14 protein-coding genes and 1 pseudogene are annotated in these 16,995 nt (G+C 61.9%); 7 read left to right on the forward strand and 8 right to left on the reverse strand.

The features are described 5' to 3' along the window. Positions 1 to 62 precede the first annotated feature (62 nt). Positions 63 to 1,358 carry a Mur ligase family protein gene (locus NLY44_RS29445; protein WP_023806618.1) on the forward strand — a complete coding sequence of 432 codons (1,296 nt, stop codon included), beginning with the start codon at positions 63 to 65 and terminating at the stop codon, positions 1,356 to 1,358. Between the two features lie 48 nt (positions 1,359 to 1,406). Here the strand turns inward: NLY44_RS29445 and NLY44_RS29450 are convergent, their stop codons facing one another. The 5 genes and pseudogenes from NLY44_RS29450 to NLY44_RS29470 all read right to left on the reverse strand — a co-directional run bounded on the left by NLY44_RS29450 (position 1,407) and on the right by NLY44_RS29470 (position 7,266). Continuing rightward, positions 1,407 to 2,252, reverse strand: coding sequence for an SH3 domain-containing protein (locus tag NLY44_RS29450; RefSeq protein WP_023806619.1), 846 nt, complete (start codon positions 2,250 to 2,252; stop codon positions 1,407 to 1,409). Between the two features lie 275 nt (positions 2,253 to 2,527). Continuing rightward, the gene (locus NLY44_RS29455; protein ID WP_023806620.1) at positions 2,528 to 3,814 is read right to left on the reverse strand and encodes an NAD(P)/FAD-dependent oxidoreductase; all 1,287 of its coding nucleotides are present in this window, start codon (positions 3,812 to 3,814) and stop codon (positions 2,528 to 2,530) included. 127 nt (positions 3,815 to 3,941) lie between these two features. Then, a pseudogene (locus tag NLY44_RS29460) lies at positions 3,942 to 5,377 on the reverse strand (glutamine synthetase family protein). Between the two features lie 102 nt (positions 5,378 to 5,479). Beyond that, complete coding sequence (locus tag NLY44_RS29465; RefSeq protein WP_050588078.1) at positions 5,480 to 6,448, reverse strand: ATP-grasp fold amidoligase family protein; 969 nt, start codon at positions 6,446 to 6,448, stop codon at positions 5,480 to 5,482. A 2-nt stretch (positions 6,449 to 6,450) separates the two neighbouring features. Continuing rightward, positions 6,451 to 7,266, reverse strand: a complete 816-nt coding sequence (locus tag NLY44_RS29470) for a class I SAM-dependent methyltransferase (protein WP_155923548.1) — start codon at positions 7,264 to 7,266, stop codon at positions 6,451 to 6,453. An 86-nt stretch (positions 7,267 to 7,352) separates the two neighbouring features. On the opposite strand from NLY44_RS29470, the gene NLY44_RS29475 reads away from it, so the two are divergent. After that, positions 7,353 to 8,054 carry an HAD family hydrolase gene (locus NLY44_RS29475; RefSeq protein ID WP_031196692.1) on the forward strand — a complete coding sequence of 234 codons (702 nt, stop codon included), beginning with the start codon at positions 7,353 to 7,355 and terminating at the stop codon, positions 8,052 to 8,054. A 29-nt stretch (positions 8,055 to 8,083) separates the two neighbouring features. On the opposite strand, the gene NLY44_RS29480 is transcribed toward NLY44_RS29475, so the two are convergent. From NLY44_RS29480 to aceA, 3 genes are all read right to left on the reverse strand, one after another. Next, complete coding sequence (locus tag NLY44_RS29480; RefSeq protein ID WP_023751977.1) at positions 8,084 to 8,545, reverse strand: response regulator; 462 nt, start codon at positions 8,543 to 8,545, stop codon at positions 8,084 to 8,086. A gap of 276 nt (positions 8,546 to 8,821) precedes the next feature. Next, positions 8,822 to 9,064 carry an SMc00767 family acetate metabolism repressor gene (locus NLY44_RS29485; protein ID WP_023669318.1) on the reverse strand — a complete coding sequence of 81 codons (243 nt, stop codon included), beginning with the start codon at positions 9,062 to 9,064 and terminating at the stop codon, positions 8,822 to 8,824. Between the two features lie 52 nt (positions 9,065 to 9,116). Next, positions 9,117 to 10,406, reverse strand: a complete 1,290-nt coding sequence (gene aceA / locus NLY44_RS29490; protein ID WP_023806622.1) for an isocitrate lyase — start codon at positions 10,404 to 10,406, stop codon at positions 9,117 to 9,119. A 249-nt stretch (positions 10,407 to 10,655) separates the two neighbouring features. Here aceA and NLY44_RS29495 point away from each other — a divergent pair, with 249 nt between their 5' ends. From NLY44_RS29495 to NLY44_RS29515, 5 genes are all read left to right on the forward strand, one after another. Next, positions 10,656 to 12,083, forward strand: coding sequence for a helix-turn-helix domain-containing protein (locus tag NLY44_RS29495; protein ID WP_023806623.1), 1,428 nt, complete (start codon positions 10,656 to 10,658; stop codon positions 12,081 to 12,083). A gap of 149 nt (positions 12,084 to 12,232) precedes the next feature. Beyond that, positions 12,233 to 13,132 (forward strand): DUF2167 domain-containing protein, encoded by a 900-nt coding sequence (locus NLY44_RS29500; RefSeq protein ID WP_031261879.1) that lies wholly within the window; start codon positions 12,233 to 12,235, stop codon positions 13,130 to 13,132. Between the two features lie 160 nt (positions 13,133 to 13,292). Beyond that, positions 13,293 to 14,246 (forward strand): DMT family transporter, encoded by a 954-nt coding sequence (locus tag NLY44_RS29505; RefSeq protein ID WP_023689324.1) that lies wholly within the window; start codon positions 13,293 to 13,295, stop codon positions 14,244 to 14,246. Between the two features lie 426 nt (positions 14,247 to 14,672). Further along, entirely contained in the window at positions 14,673 to 15,770 is a 1,098-nt protein-coding gene (locus NLY44_RS29510) for a polyamine ABC transporter substrate-binding protein (protein ID WP_023669323.1), read from the forward strand. Positions 15,771 to 15,852: 82 nt separating this feature from the next. Continuing rightward, positions 15,853 to 16,992 carry an ABC transporter ATP-binding protein gene (locus NLY44_RS29515; protein ID WP_023729070.1) on the forward strand — a complete coding sequence of 380 codons (1,140 nt, stop codon included), beginning with the start codon at positions 15,853 to 15,855 and terminating at the stop codon, positions 16,990 to 16,992. Positions 16,993 to 16,995: the final 3 nt, after the last annotated feature.

Genomic DNA, 16,995 nt, shown 5'->3' on the forward strand with positions numbered 1-16,995 from the left:
CGCCCGTTTGACTCTGGAACTTGGCACGACGCATATTAGGCTGGGCTAAAAGCTGGCGGGGTGTGAAACTGGAATTGCTGAAAATTCGCAAGGACTTGCGCTGGGCGCTGCGACGGCTGCAGGCGCGCTGGGTGCGGGCGCGTAACAAGGCGACGTTCATCGGCATTACCGGCAGCTCCGGCAAATCCACATCCACCAGCCTGCTTGCACACATACTGGCCGCCCAAGGCAAGGTGCATCTACAGGCCCAGGCCAATACAATGCCTGCGCTCATCCGAACGCTTTACAAGCGCCTGAGGAAGGCCGGCAAAGTCGATTACGTCGTTTTCGAAGCCGGCGCTTCCGACTTCGGCACGATCAGCGCCATGGCGCAGATGCTGAAGCCGAGTGTGGCGGTGGTTACGATGATCCGTCTGGAGCATTTCGGCAAGTTCAAGACTCTGGAAGCTGTGGCGGGAGAGAAGCGGGCGCTGGTCGGGGCACTCCAACCTGATGGACTTGCGGTTCTCAATTGCGATGACCCACTGGTGATCGGCATGGCGTCTGGCGCGAAATGCCAGATTGCGACCTTCGGCCAGTCCGGCGAGGCAGACTACCGCGTGAGTGACGTGCATGCCGCGTATCCGGAATTGCTGCGGTTCACCCTTCATTGGCGCGATGGCAGCCTGAATATTCAAGCGCCTTTTCCCGGCGAGCAATTCTGGCTGCCGACTGCAGCGGCTGTTGCCGCCGCCTTGGAACTTGGCGTCCCGCCAGAGCAAGTCGTAGCGAGAACGGCATCGTTTGCACCACTGCCCAACCGCTCTACGGTGCAAGAGGTATCCGCGGGTCCGAAATTCCTGGTCGATACGGCCAAAGCGCCCTGGCATTCGCTCAACATTGCTCTGGAGATGATTGCAAAGGCCAAGGGTGCTCGCAAGCGCATTGTGCTGGGGCAGATATCCGACTACGCCGGCTCGTCGAGGAAATACGGCGCCGCCTACAACATCGCGCGCGAGATCGCCGATGAGGTCATTTATACCGGCGACAATGCGCATCGCTCGCGCGCCAGCCAGGCCGACCGCGACAGCGGCCGTTTCATTGAGCTTCGCACTGCCAAGGAAGTTTCGGATCATATCAAACGGACGGCAGTCCCAGGAGAACTGATTCTGCTGAAAAGTTCGTCCAACCTTCATCTGGAAAGGATCGCGCTCGCCTGGACACACGACGTCAAATGCTGGGTCCCGATATGCCGCAAGTCGGAAAGCTGCCAAATGTGCGGCCTCTACGAAGTGCCGTTCGAGGAACAGCGGGATTTCCTGGCGAAGCGCAAACTTGCTCGCAGAAGACACCGTTTCAGATGGCTGCTCGGCGGCTGACCAGAATTTGGCGGCTTCGTCTTGGGCAGGCTCGACGACGTCGTTGTCTCAATCCCCGGTCTTGATGTAGCTCTTGTAGATCCAGCCGCGCTTGCCGTTGTAGACGATCTGGCACCATTTCTTGCAACTCATCACCTGCACCGACGACTTGGCGGGCACGGTCCCCATGGCGGCGGCGTTTTTCTGCGGACCGCTGCGCATTGTCACCGCCCTGAGGATGCGTCCGGTGCCGGCGGCAGCAGCCACCTTCTGTGGCTTGGCCTTGGCCTGGGTATCGTCCGTTGCGGCGGAAGATTGCTCGTCTGGAAGTTGCGGTTTTGGCGTCGGTATGGCGGCGGTCTCGGCGTCGTCGTCATTGGCGGGAGCAGCGACCTTTGACAGCTGCGTCGTGGCGTCGCTCTGCGTCGCCGGTTCTTCGAATGCCGCGGCATCGGACGGTTTGGCGGCAGCCTGCTCGGCAGGAGCCTGATCGGATGGCGTCGCGGCAGGGTCGCTGTTGGATTGCGCCGCAGTCCAGCGCGGATCGTTGGCCGACAGCGGCGGCATGGCAGCCCCACCCACAGCGACCGTCGTTGAAACCGCGTCGCCCTTGGGCGCGGCTTGTGGCGCCGCTACCGCGGTAGCCGTCGCCGCGACCGGGGCAATCTTGGTCGTCTTGACCGGAAAAGTCGGAACGTTCTGCTGTGTGCTGGCGATCGCTTGCCGGTCGTTGGCCGGCAATGCCAGCCAAAGCGCTATGCCCGCCACGCCAAGCAGCGCTGCGGTGCCGACCGCGGCGATCACCAGATGCGAATTCGTGCGCACCCCCTGCCAGAAGGAGGGCCGCATGTCATAACCGAATTGCATGGCGAAGCGCCGACGTTCCGGCGCGCCGAAACTGAAGGGCTCGTTCACTCTTGCCACCTCCAAAAGATGAGCCGGTGTTCTTTCGATCGGCGCCGGCAGCCCGGCATTCGATCGGCATCGGTCCCAACAACAAAGCGGGCAGGCCCGCAGAAATCCCCGTTCAATCGCCCAGAACCGGCATCCTTTGCCCTTGATTGTGGCATCAGTGCGCCCTCAGGGGAATTGTGCGCTCTTGCTAAGGATTCTGCAACGTCTCGCTGCGGCAACCAACAGCTCAATAGAATCAGCTCAGTACCAGCCACGGCTGATATGAGATACTTTCCCTATATTCGGTCCCTCAGGGCAAACCAGTTCAGTGCCAAGAACAATAATGGCGTTCTAAATCGCCGGCCGCCGGGAAAAGCCGGGATGTTCAGGTCCTCGATCAGCTTCAGTCTGTCGCGGTTGCCGGCGACGGTCTGGGCATAGAGCTTGCCGAAGAAGTTCGACAGCATCACGCCGTGGCCGGAATAGCCTCCGGCCGAGATCACATTGGGCATCACCTCGCGCACGAACGGTTTCCTGGGCATGGTGATGCCGACATAGCCGCCCCAGCCATGGGTGATCTCGACATCGCTCAGTTCCGGATAAAGCTCGGCTATCTGCCGGCGGATATGGACATGGATGTCCTTCGGATCGTTGACGCCATAGACCTCGCGCCCGCCGAACAGCAGCCTTCCATCCGTGGATTTGCGGAAATAACGCACGACGAAACGCGAATCGTCGACCGCCTCGCCGCCCGGCAGCACTTTCGAATCGACGCCCAGCGGCACCGTCGCGCCGATGAAGGAACCGATGGGCATGATGTGCGCGGCACTCACCGGCTCGAGCGTGCCGCCATAGGCATTTACACCGATCAGGCATTTCTGGGCGGTGATGGTTCCTCTCGAAGTCGTCACCCTGACCTTGCCGCCGCTGGAGGTGACACCGGTCGATAGTGTCTGCTCGAACAGGTGCGCGCCGGCCGCTGCCGCCACCTTTGCCGTGCCGATCACCAGCTTCATCGGGTGGATGTGTCCGGTGCCGGTGTCGCGGGTGCCGCCGAAGTAGCGTGTGGAGCCCAGCCGTTCGGCCGTTTCCCTGGCATCCATGAAGGCGATGTGCGGATAATTGAAGCGGCCCGCCATGATCTCGGCATGCGCCTTGTAGTCGTCGAGATAACGCGGCTTGTGCGCCACGGACAACTGGCCGGGCATATAGTCGATGTCGATCTGGTTGACGGCGGCGAATTCGAGCAGGTGCGCTTTCGCCTCCTCGGCAAGGTCGAACAGCGCCTTGGCGCGGGAGAAGCCGTATTCGGCCTCCATCTCTTCGGCCCAGGCGCGCTGGCCCGTGCCGAGCTGGCCGCCATTGCGCCCTGAAGCGCCGTCGCCGAAGCGATGCGCCTCGATCAGAACGACGTGGGCTCCCGCCTTCGCCAAATGAGCGGCCGCCGACAGCCCGGTGAAGCCACCGCCGACGACGACGACGTCGCAGCTGCGGTCGCCGTCCAGGGCAGGGTACTCAGGGCGTGGTCCGGCTGTGTCTTCGTACCAGGAGCGACCGGGGGAGATAGGTGATTGGTAAGGCATGGGGACACCAGCCAATGGTGAATGGTGAATGGTGAATGGCTGCGAGACGCACGACGTCTGCGCTCATCCATCCAATATGAAACTACTCACCATTCACTATTCACCATTCACACGACGAAGTCGCCGCTCACACGTTGAGCAACAGATACTCCCGCTCCCACGGGCTGATCACTTCCATGAAGGTCTCGAACTCCGCCCGCTTGATCGCTGCATAGGTTGCGGCGAAGGACTTGCCCAGAAGAGCGCATAGTTCCTCGTCGCCTTCGAAAAGATCGACGGCTTCGAGCAGGCCGCGTGGCAGGTCGATCTCATCGGCGTTTGCGGTGGTCAGCACCGGAGGCTCGGCCTTGATCTTGTTGGTGATGCCGATCAGCCCGCAGGCAAGTGAGGCCGCCAGCGCCAGATAGGGGTTGGCGTCGGAAGACGGGATGCGGTTTTCGACACGCCGCGCCGCCGGGTCCGAGCGCGGCACGCGGAACGCCGTGGTGCGGTTGTCATAGCCCCATTTGTTGTTGACCGGCGCCGAGGCCGACTGCGTCAGCCGGCGGTAGGAATTGACGTAAGGGGCAAACATCACCAGCGCGTTCGGCACATGCTTCTGCATGCCGCCGATGAAATGGAAGAAGTCGTCGGTTTCCGAGCCGTCCTTCGCCGAAAAGATATTCAGCCCGGTCTTCTTGTCGATGATCGACTGGTGGATGTGCATGGCAGAACCTGGCTGGCCCTGGATCGGCTTGGCCATGAAGGTGGCATAGATCTCATGCTTCAGCGCTGCCTCGCGGATGGTGCGTTTGAACATGAACACCTGGTCGGCGAGCTCGACCGGATCGCCGTGACGCAGATTGATCTCGAGCTGGCCGGCGCCTTCCTCGTGGATCAGCGTGTCGATCTCCAGGCCCTGGCTTTCGGAGAAATGGTAGATGTCGTCGATCAGTTCGTCGAACTCGTTGACGCCGGCGATCGAATAGCCGGCGCCGCCGCCGATTGCCCGTCCGGAACGCCCGACGGGTGGGGTCAGCGGATAATCCGGGTCGGGGTTCTTGCGCACCAGATAGAATTCGATCTCGGGCGCCACCACCGGCTTCAGCCCGCGCTTGTCATAGGCTGCTACCACGCGCTTCAGGACGTTGCGCGGCGTGAACTCGACCGAACGGCCATCCTGATGGACGAGGTCGCAGATGACGGCGGCCGTCGGGTCTTCTTCCCACGGCACGACGGTCAACGTCGACAGATCCGGCATCAGCTTTAGGTCGCCATCATCCTCCGGATAGTGGAAACCGTTGCCATCCTCGGGATAGCCGCCCGAAATCGTCGTCATGAACACTGCCGATGGCAGCGCCAGCGAGGTGTTGGAAGTGAATTTCTTCGAAGGCATCATCTTGCCGCGCGCGACGCCAGCCTGATCAGGCGTGATGCATTCTATGTCTTCGATGCCGCGCCATTCCAGCCAAGCGCTGACTTCCTTCCAGTTCTTCACGCCGCGTTGATTTTCACGAAGGCAGGCGTTCGGACGCGTCCTCCGCGGGTCGACGGACGGACTTCCTTTTTCGCAGGCGGCATCATTCACCAGTTTGGGTTGCGGATTTGGGAGTATAGCCGTTGCCGGTGATGGAAGGGAAGGGGAGCCGGCCCGATAGGTGCGGCAACGAGGCTGAACGGCCTATGTCAGACGGCCTTGCCGGGCGGCGCATTTGCGCCCAGCCATCTGCGCAAGGCACCGGCATAGCGCCTGCGCCATCCGCTTTGCGGCGCGGTCAGGAACCAGGATTGGCTGAGGTTCCAGCTGTCTGCGCACAGATCCCTGAGCCTTGTGTTGATGATGCCTTTGCCGGATAGCGGATAGACCGAGAATTCGGAAAAGAAGATCGCGCCTTCGATTTCGTAGAAATCGCATCGCATGTGATCGAACGGCGCGGTCAGCCGCTCGGCGATGGCAAGCATGCGCGGGAAGGATGCCGGCAGGTCGATCCGGACCCACTGGGGGCCGCTGCCTGGCGGTGGCGGCGCGTAGGTTCCGTCACGGTCGAAATGACATTTCTGTTCGTTGCCGTGCTCATCCCGACGCGCGGCATAGACATAGGCCGTCGTCCCGTTAGACACGTGGAATTTGTACTCCAAAGCAACGGGCTGACCGTCCTCGAGGAGCATCTCTTCCACGAGGATGCGCCTGCTGGCGTGCTTGTAGCCCCATTCGCCGAGCTTCCTGCCGTAGCGGTGGCGCATCCAGCGTGCCGTACGCCGGCGCAGCCTAGCTCTGTCTACCTCACCGTTGCGCACCATCATGTTCCAGCGGCAGCCATGATTGGCCTTCACCATGACATTGCCGGTGAGCAGCTCCGCCGGAAGTTCTGCCGCGTCATATCCGGACCACAGAACCGCAGCGGTCTTGAGTTCTGGACAGGTGGACAGAGCGTAGGCTTTCGAGGCGAGCTTGTCGCAAGCCGTGGTGAAGAAGGGATTGTGGTCGAAAATCTTGCGCCACAGGAACTTGTCTGCATAGGAAGCGGGCCTTGCCGGATCGGGCAGCACGCCGCTATGATTGAAGGTGCGGGCGCAAATCATCGGATGGCGGACAAGGCACCATGCCTGTACCAGGGTAAGCAGCACGCGGTCGCTCATCCGCAGCCCTGGCATGATCAGCTTGCTGGCCTGGGAACACTCCCGCGTGCAACGAACACGTCCCGCGTCATATTTCGATGGATGCTCGTGCGGCCGGTAACCGCAAGCCGGGGATCAAGCGTTCTTTCTACGCTTTCCGCCCACAGCCTGCCAAGCGAGACCGGCTCCCACAAGACGATCTGCACACCTTGAGGCGCGGTATCGGCTATGCGAGAAACCACCGCTGCCTTGGGCGATACCATGCTGGCGACGTAAACGACCTGCGCCTCGCCATAGTCATAGTCGCGGCCGTCGCAAAGCTCGGCCCGCATCCGCACATAGCCGAGCTTGGCCGCAAGCCTGTTTGCCGTTTCGACCGCTTCAGGCACAATATCGAGACCGATGATTTCGGGGACGACAGTCTGGTCGTGTATGCGGAACATCGTAAACGGACGCCCTCCGCAGCCGACCATGACAGCGCGGCAGCAGCTGCCGAAATCGACGTGATCGAAGACTTCGTTCAGGCGATTATACGCATCCCTGGATGACAGCACGCCGATGCTTGTTTTTCCCGCTGCGATCTGCCCGAAGGATGCCGGACCGCTCAGATCCTGATCCAGCATGTGCCTGATCTCGGCGGTATCTTGCTCCTGCACCATCTTGCCGAATGCGGCGGTCAGCGCCGGTCGGTACGAAAGGATCTCCGGGTAGTTTTCAAGCAACGCCTCGCCGGTATCGTGTCCCATGGCGATGCCAAGATCTCGGATGGCATTTATGAGTTCAGTCGGAGTACGCCCTGGCAAGGAGCCCACAATTTGCTCCAGTTCACGCTTCCAGGCGCCCAATTCCGGCATTGCTTCCCACCATTCCCTTGCCGTAGCTAGCAGTGTGCGGCGACAACGTCTACATCATTGCCTTCACTTGAACGGGACAGTCGACCATGCCCCTGACCACTATCGGCTTCGACGCCGACGATACCCTATGGCAGAACGAACAGTTCTTCCGCCTGACCGAGAAGCATTTTGCAACCCTGCTCGCCGACCATGGCGAGGCCGAGCACATTTCGGCACGGCTGCTGGAGGCCGAGAAGCGCAACCTTGCCGTCTACGGCTTCGGCATCAAGGGCTTTACCTTGTCGATGATCGAAACGGCGATAGAAGTGACCGAGGGCCGTGTGCCGGCCTCGACGATCGCCGAAATCCTTGCCGCCGGCCGGGACATGCTCGGCCATCCTGTCGAGGCGCTGCCGCATGCGCGCGAGACAGTCGAAAAGCTCGCCGGCGCCTACCATCTGGTGCTGATCACCAAGGGCGATCTGTTCGACCAGGAGCGCAAGCTGGCGGCGTCCGGCCTTGGCGACCTGTTCGATGCCGTCGAGATCGTCAGCGACAAGAGCGCCGCCACCTATGCCAGGATCTTTGGCCGTCACGGCAGCCCGCAGACCAGCATGATGGTCGGCAATTCGCTCAAGTCGGACGTGGTGCCGGCCATCGAGGCCGGCAGCTGGGGTGTGTATGTGCCGCACGAGCTGACCTGGGTGCTCGAACACGTCGAGCCGCCGGTCGAGGCACCGCGTTTTCGTCAGCTTGTAGATCTTGGCGAACTGCCGGCTTTGATCGAGAGCATCGGCAAGGAAGGCTGACCGCCCGCACGCGTTCGGGCGGATTGCGATCAGCCGCGCCCGAGACTGATCAGCCGGTCGACCACCGGCTGCAGCCTTTCGGTGGTGATCGGCTTGGTTACCACCACATCGACCACGCTCGACAGACCCAGGCTGTCGGGCGTGCCGGTCTTGGTTGAAAGCAGGATCACCTTGGGGAGCGACCGCCCAGATGTCCGCCGCAAGGCGTCGATGGCCGCAATCAGCGCGCGGCAGTCCTCGTTGTCGGGGCCGCCATCGAGAACGACGGCGCCCGGAATGAGGGTTCGCAATGTCTTGGCCGCCATTTCGGGCGACTCGGAGATCGGCTTCAGTCCGGACTTCTCGACGATCTTCGACACCACCACCCGGTTGATCGGCGATTTTCCAACGACCAGCACGTGGGAGAAATCCGTTGATATCTCGGAGTTCGCATCCCTGCTTGACGAATTCAGATGTTTGGCGGTGTCGGTCTCGCGGTTCACAGGGCACATGGGCGGGGCGGGCACTCGGCGCTGCTTCAATGCAGGGTTGAAATCCGAGAGCCAATTGGCGTGAGATCGCCCGCCATGTCAAGCTGAAATGACGGACCTGCGAAATATAGCCGGAAATATTAAAACCCGGAGACAAGGTCTGTTTTCGAACTGTAGTTAAGTTTACGCTCAAAAGCGAAAGTCACCCGCGCTGAAAACCCGCGGGTGACGTTGAAATCGGCCAGTGAGCGGCGGGGCCCATAGGTTCCACAAGCACAAAGCTTCCGTTAGGGAAGATCAGCCGTGACTCTTCTGCGTGACGATCACCGGGATCAGCAGGTCGCCCCAATTGCCGTCGCCGCCATGATGCCGGGCCGAGCGCACCAGTTCCACCGAGACGCCGGCCTCCACTGCCTTCATCACCGATTGATTGAGCCGGTGCAGGTCGTTGGCCAGCATGCGGATGGTCGCCTGTTGGTCGACACTCATCGTGGTGGACTGCTCTTCTGCACGTTCCTTGACGCGGCTTATGGATGCCATTTTCTTCTCCCTTGCCCTTCGGGCGTTTCCTCTGTTGGTTATGTCGATCGGTTCATTCCGCTGCCGGCTTGAACTGGGCGTGCTCAGTCGATTCATGCATGGCGGCGGTCGAGGACTGGCCGCCGCTGATCGCCATTGAGACGGCGTCGAAATAGCCGGTGCCGACCTCGCGCTGGTGCTTGGTCGCGGTGTAGCCGTGGACTTCGGCCGCGAACTCGGCTTCCTGCAGCTCGGAATAGGCGGCCATCTGCCGCGCCTTGTAGCCGCGGGCCAGCTCGAACATGCCGAAGTTGAGCTGGTGGAACCCGGCCAACGTGATGAACTGGAACTTGTAGCCCATGGCGCCGAGCTCGCGCTGGAACTTGGCGATCGTCGCGTCGTCGAGGTTCTTCTTCCAGTTGAACGACGGCGAGCAATTATAGGCGAGCAGCTTGCCCGGATGATGCCTGCGCACGCCTTCGGCGAATTTCTTGGCCTGCGCCAGATCGGGCTTGGATGTTTCGCACCAGATCAGGTCGGCATGCGGCGCATAGGCAACGGCGCGCGCGATGCACGGTTCGATGCCGTTCCTGACCTGGTAGAAGCCTTCAGCCGTGCGGCCGGCATCGTAGTCGACGAAAGGCTGGTCGCGCTCGTCAATGTCGGAGGTCAGAAGCTTTGCCGCTTCCGCATCGGTGCGTGCCACGACTAGCGTCGGCGTGCCCATCACGTCGGCCGCCAGACGCGCCGCGTTGAGGTTGCGGATATGCGCGGCGGTCGGGATCAGCACTTTGCCGCCGAGATGGCCGCACTTCTTCTCAGAGGCCAGCTGGTCCTCATAGTGGACGCCGGCAGCGCCCGCCTCGATGAACGCCTTCATGATCTCGAAGGCGTTGAGCGGTCCGCCGAAGCCGGCCTCGGCATCGGCGACGATCGGCGCGAACCATGTGTCGACCGACAGGCCGTTGCCTTCCGAGGTCTCGATCTGATCGGCGCGCTGCAGCGTGCGGTTGATGCGCTTGACCAGTTCGGGAGCCGCATTGGCGGGATAGAGCGACTGGTCCGGATACATGGCCGACGCGGTGTTGGCGTCGGCGGCGACCTGCCAGCCCGAGAGATAGATTGCCTTCAGCCCGGCACGCACCTGCTGCATCGCCTGGTTGCCCGACATGGCGCCGAGTGCATTGACGAAGTCTTCCTCGTGGATGAGCTTCCACAGCCGGTTGGCGCCCATTTCGGCAAGACTCTGGCGTATCTGGACCGACCCGCGCAGCCGCTTCACATCGTCCGGCGAATAGGCTCGTTCGATGCTGTCGAAGCGGCCTTCGGGCGCGGATGGGACAAGATTGTAAAAATCAGTCATTGGTCACTCCAGATCAATCGATGCCAGTGTCTTGAAACGCCGCGCCCTGGGATAGTGTGCGTCGTCTGTGTGTGACATCATTTACATTGCGCCGCGACGAGAGCGAGGGAAACCGCTATTTCCGGTGGAAAATAAGAGAAAACCTGTGTTGTGTGTGACTGCTTGACGCTGTAAATCTGTCATGATTGTAAAAAGATGGTGCGCCGTTCATCGCTCGCAAGTCGTGTAAATTCCTGTCAAGGAAAGCCGATGGCCGACCAGAAGATATTCGCCGGGCCGCGCATCCGCCGCATCCGCATCGCCAAAGGCCTGACCCAGACGGCGATGGCCGAGGGGCTCGGCATCTCGCCGTCCTATCTCAACCTGATCGAGCGCAACCAGCGGCCGCTGACGGTGCAGCTGATCCTGAGGCTGGCCTCTGTCTACAAGGTCGACCCGCATGAATTGCAGGGTGAGGCGAGAGGGTCGATCTCGGCCTTGAAGGAAGTGTTCGGCGACCCGCTGCTTGCCGGTGAGCTGCCGAGCGACCAGGAACTGATCGAACTGGCCGAGGCCGCCCCCAACGCATCGGCTGCGATGATAAAACTGTTTCGCGCTTACCGCGAGCAGGCCGAGCGGCTGTCCGATCTCAACGAGCTTCTGGCGCGCGAGGGCCGCGCCACGGCGCTGTCCGGTGCGCGGCTGCCGATCGACGAAGTGCACGAGATTTTCGAGCGCCGGCCGAACCATTTTGCAGCACTCGAGGAGGAGGCCGAGGCCTTCACCTCGGTGCTCGACCCCGGCGACGATCTGTTCGGCGCGCTGAAGGCGTGGCTGAAGCGCGAGTATGGCATCGTCGTCAAGGTGCTGCCGGTCGCCACCATGCCGAACTGGCGCCGCCGTTATGACCGTCATTCGCAGCGTCTTTTTCTATCGGAGCGGCTGTCGCCGTTCGACCAGTTGCGCGAAGTCGCCATGGAGGCCTGCCTGATCCGCATGACGGTCGCTGTCGCCGGCGAAATTCAGACGCTGAAGCTCGGTACGGACGAAGCCCGTCGGCTCGCCCGCTTCGAGTTCGGCCGCTACGCCGCCAATGCCTTGATGATGCCCTATCAGGCATTTCATGCCGCCGCCGTGCGGGCTCGTTACGACATCGATGTGCTGCGCTCGCGTTTCGGCGTCTCCTTCGAACAGGCGGCGAACCGCCTGACCATGCTGCAGCGTCCTGGCTTGTCCGGAGTGCCGTTCTTCATGCTCGAGGTCGACAATGCCGGCAACCGCTTCCGCAAGGCCGGCGGCCAGGGCTTTCCGCAAAGCCGCTTTGGCGGCGGCTGCCCGAAACTGCCGGTCCATGCCGCTTTCGCTTCGCCTGGCCAGATCCTGGTCGAGGCGGTGGAAATGCCCGACGGCGCCGAGTTCCTCTGCATCGCACGCACGCTCGAGGGGCCGCAGGGTTCGTTCTCCGAGCGCCCGCGCCGCACCGCGCTGCTGTTGGGCTGCGATATCGGCTTTCGCGACGAGAGCGTCTATGGCGCCGGGCTGCCGGCAAAGGCCGGACAGGGCGCCGCCACGCCGGTCGGTCCCGCTTGCCGGCTGTGCGAACGCATCGGCTGCCTCGCCCGCGCCGAGCCGCCGGTGACCCGTCCGCTGGGCCTGGACGAGATGGCGACGGGCCTGAGCGCCTTCGATTTCCAGTGATGCTTCTCGGGCTGGAGGTCGCGGAAGACCGCAGCTGTTTGCGCTAAGCAATAGAGCGCTGCCCGAACCGTCGCCGAACCAAATATTGATTAAGCATCGGCGCTGCGCTATCGAAGGTGAGCTGCAGGGCAGCCAAGGGGGGATGGCTTATGAACAGGAAAGCTTTGTGGCTTGGCGTGGCGCTTGCCCTTTTGGCGGGGCCTGTTCTGGCAGAAAAATCCTCGGAATTCTTCAAGGACTATCAACAGTATAGTGACGACGGCAAGGCATTCCTGGACAAAATCGATCCAAAGACCGGCGCGGTCGACCTTCCCGAAGGCATCCATCTCGATCTCAAGGACAAGTTCTATTTTCTGGGCAAGAAGGACGCGACGTCCGTCCTGACCGAGGCCTGGGGCAATCCGCCTGATACCGCGTCCGAAGCAATCGGCATGATCTTCCCGGCCAAGTACGAGCCCATCGCCGGCAACGGTTGGGGCATCGAATTGCGCTATGAAAAGATCGGCCATGTCGATGACGCCGACGCCGCATCCATCGACTACACCGAATTGCTGAGCAGCATGCAGGCGGACACATTGTCGGCCAACGATCAGCGGGTGAAGGGCGGCTTTCCCCCGATCAAGCTGATCGGCTGGGCCTCGCCGCCGGTCTATGATTTCGTCCACAAGCGGCTGCACTGGGCCAAGGAACTGCAGTTCGGAGACGATACCGTCCACACGCTCAATTACGACGTCCGTTTCCTCGGCCGGGAAGGCGTCTTCGTGATGAGCTACATCGCTACGGTTGAACAATTGCCGGAGATCAAGCAGAGCCTGGACGAAGTGCTGGGCGTGGCGGACTTCAACACCGGCAAGAAATACACCGATTTTCTGCCAGGCACCGACACGGTCGCCGCGGTTGGCATTGGCGGCCTCATCGCCGGAAAACTCGCGGCAAAGGCCGGCCTGATTGCGGTCGCGCTCATCGCCCTGAAAAAGTTCGGCATTCTGCTGCTGGTACCGTTGGCCGGTCTTTGGCGCTTTATCCGCGGCAACAAGGGCACGTCCTAGAAACGGCGGTGTTTGCCCGTATGGCTGCCGGTTGGCGGTGCGCCAAAGGGAATGCCGGGCTGGATCACCTCCGGCGGTAGCCTATGCGCTAGAGAATGCGGCACGTTTCTGTCGTCCATTGTGCATCATGCCGCCCCGAGATAGCCGACAGTCGCGCCCCATGACCGATACCGCATCTTCTCCAATCGCCGCATCGCCGATCGTCTCGCCGCGCGAAGAGCGGGTCGGCTTGCTGCTGGTGTTCCTGTCGGCGCTGATGTGGAGCTTTGGCGGCACCATCGCCCGCTTCATCGACACCGCTGACAGTTGGACGGTGGTGTTCTGGCGCTCGCTGTGGGCGGCTGTGTTCCTGATTTGCTTCATGGCCTGGCGCGACGGCTGGCGCGGCATGTTGCGGCTGTTTCGCGACATGGGCCTGCCCGGCCTTGCCGTGGCCGTCTGTTTCGCCACGGCGTCGACGTGCTTCGTTGTCGCGCTCGCCTACACCACCGTTGCCAATATCCTGTTGATGCAGGCCGGTGTGCCGCTGCTGGCGGCATTGCTTGCCTGGGTGCTGTTTCGCGAACGCGTCGCCGTCGCGACCTGGGTGGCGATCGCCGCCGTCATCGCCGGCGTCGCCATCATGGTGTCGGAATCGCTCGACGGCGCCGTATCGCCCATCGGCGACGGGCTGTCGCTGCTGATCGCCGTCATGTTCTCGATTGCCACCGTCATCACCCGGCGCTTCGCCCATGTGCGCATGACGCCGGCGACGTGCCTCGGCACGATGCTGGCAGCGGCTTTCGCCGCATCGCAAGCCACGCAGTTTGCCACGTCGGCCCACGACATGGCTTTCCTGTTTGCCTTCGGCGTCATCAATCTCGGCCTGGGCCTTGCCTTCTTCGCCACCGGCGCGAGGCTGGTTCCGGCGGCGATCGCAGCACTCCTCGGCACGTTCGAGCCGATCCTCGGACCGATCTGGGTCTGGCTCGTTCATGGCGAGGTGCCCTCGGTGCGCACCATCATCGGCGGCGCGGTGGTGGTCGCCGCGCTGCTCGTCCATATCGCGCTTGAATTCAAGCGCCAGGCGAGACCTGCACGGCCGGGGACCACCGGCCTGCCATCCCCTAATTGACCCGCCTTTCCCTTGGTTGAGCCCGTCTTCCCTAATTACGCCCGTCTTTCCCCAATTAGCGAAGCCGCACGCCCTATTGACCGAGCTTCCCCGCGCGGGCCATTGACAACCTTGCTGCGGCACGGGCAGGCTGGGGGCACGGCAACAACAAGACAGGCTTATCTTGCCAAGTGTCCCCGCCGGTCGGACCAAGACCGGACCACAGCGTCGTATCCCTGCCCGCGCCGCGGCGAAAGCCTCTGACGGCGTCAGCGCGCCCGCCATGCGGGCACACAGAGCCATCATCTGCCGCTCGTCGAACCGCCCGGACGGCGCTGGCAGTTCATGCTTGTGGCTGCCCGGAAAGCTCAATACTCTGAAGCAAATGCCCAATCGCGCTCGAACAGCGACGACTTGGCGAAGGAACACTCATCAAAGGAGAACAGCATGATCCGCAAAGCGCTCTGGCTTTCGGCAACCTCGGCATTTCTGACGCTTTTCGCCGTTGGCGGCCATGCCGAGGATCGCGTCGTCAACGTCTTCAACTGGTCGGATTACATCGACAGTTCGATCATTGACGACTTCACCAAGGAGACCGGCATCAAGGTCGTCTACGACACCTTCGATTCCAATGAAATCCTCGAGACCAAGCTGCTTGCCGGCGGCAGCGGCTATGACGTCGTCGTGCCCAGCGGCAACTTCCTGGCCCGCCAGATCCAGGCCGGCGTGTTCCAGAAGCTCGACAAGTCGAAGCTGCCCAACATTTCCAACATGTGGGACACGGTTTCGGAGCGCACCGCCAAATACGATCCGGGCAATGAATACTCGATCAACTACATGTGGGGCACGGTCGGCATCGGCTACAACATCAAGAAGGTGCAGGCTGCACTCGGCACCGACAAGATCGACAGCTGGGATGTTTTCTTCAATCCCGACAGCCTGGCCAAGCTGAAGGACTGCGGCGTCTATGTGCTGGACTCGCCGGCCGACATCATCCCGGCGGCGCTCAAATATCTCGGCCTCGATCCGAACAGCACCTCACCTGACGACATCGCCAAGGCCGAGGAGACGTTGCTGAAGGTGCGGCCGTATATCCGCAAATTCCATTCGTCCGAATACATCAACGCGCTCGCCAACGGCGATATTTGCCTGGCGGTCGGCTGGTCGGGTGACGTCTTCCAGGCGCGCAACCGCGCGGTCGAGGCCAAGCAAGGCGTCGAGATCGGCTATTCCGTGCCCAAGGAAGGCGCCCAGATGTGGTTCGACCAGATGGCGATTCCCGCCGATGCGCCGCATGCCGCCGAGGCACTCGAATTTCTCAACTACATGATGAAGCCGGAAGTGATCGCCAAGTCGTCCAACTATGTGCTGTACGCCAACGGCAACAAGGCTTCGCAGCAGTTCGTCGACAAGGCACTGTTGGATGACCCGGCTGTCTATCCGGACGCCGAGACCCTGAAGAAACTCTATACGGTCCAGCCCTACGATCCCAAGACCCAGCGCCTGATCACGCGCAGCTGGACCAAGATCGTCACCGGCCAGTAAGCAACGCGACTGGTCCCGGCAGTCATCTGCCGGGACCATTCTTCTCTGGGGCAAGAAGCAAAAAAACAGGACGGAGTGGGACATGAAATCGCTTGGCAGCATCCGCAGGGATTTTGCGCCTTGGACTGATCCGAATGCCAAGCCATACATTCAGTTCGAGAACGTCACCAAGAAGTTCGGTGACTTCACAGCCGTCAACAATCTATCGCTGACCATTTTCGAGCGCGAGTTCTTCGCCCTGCTCGGCGCGTCCGGTTGCGGAAAGTCGACTTTGCTCAGGATGCTTGCCGGCTTTGAGGAGCCGACCGCCGGCCGTATCCTTCTCGACGGCCAGGATTTGCGCGGCATCCCGCCCTATCGCCGCCCGGTCAACATGATGTTCCAGTCCTATGCGCTGTTCCCGCATATGACGGTGGAAAAGAACATTGCCTTCGGCCTCAAGCAGGAAGGCATGCCGGGACCGGATATCGAAAAGCGCGTCGCCGAGATGCTGAAGCTGGTCAAGCTCGAGCAGTTCGCCAAGCGCAAGCCGCACCAGCTCTCCGGCGGGCAGCGCCAGCGCGTCGCACTCGCCCGCTCGGTCGCCAAGCGGCCGAAAGTGCTGCTGCTCGACGAACCGCTCGGCGCGCTCGACAAGAAGCTGCGCGAGGAAACGCAGTTCGAGCTGATGGACCTGCAGCAAAATCTCGGGCTCACTTTCGTCGTCGTCACCCACGACCAGGAAGAGGCGATGACCATGGCCGACCGCATCGCCATCATCGACAAGGGCGAGGTGATGCAGGTGGCGACGCCGGCGGAAGTCTATGAAGCCCCCAGTTCGCGCTTCGTTGCCCACTTCGTCGGCAATGTGAACATGTTCGAGGGCAAGGTCGCCGAGCGTGCGGCAAACACCACGCGCATCACCGGCGCGACAGGGGCCCAGATCGTCGTCGAAAACAGCACCGATACAAAGGCCGGTTCCGACATCGTCTTCGCCATCAGGCCGGAGAAGATCAAGGTGTCGTCGACGAAACCGGCCGACGCCGTCAATGCGCTTGAGGGCGAGGTCTACGACGTTGCCTATCTCGGCGACATGACCGTCTACCACATCCGGCTGGATGACGGGCAGATCATCAGGGCAAGCGCGCTCAACGCGGCGCGAGTCACCGAGGACCCGCTGACCTGGAACGACCGCGCCTGGGTCTCCTTCCGGCCGGATGCCGGCGTCGTGCTGACACGGTAGGGG

The organism is Mesorhizobium sp. C089B, assembly GCF_030323125.1.
Taxonomy (GTDB): Bacteria; Pseudomonadota; Alphaproteobacteria; order Rhizobiales; family Rhizobiaceae; genus Mesorhizobium.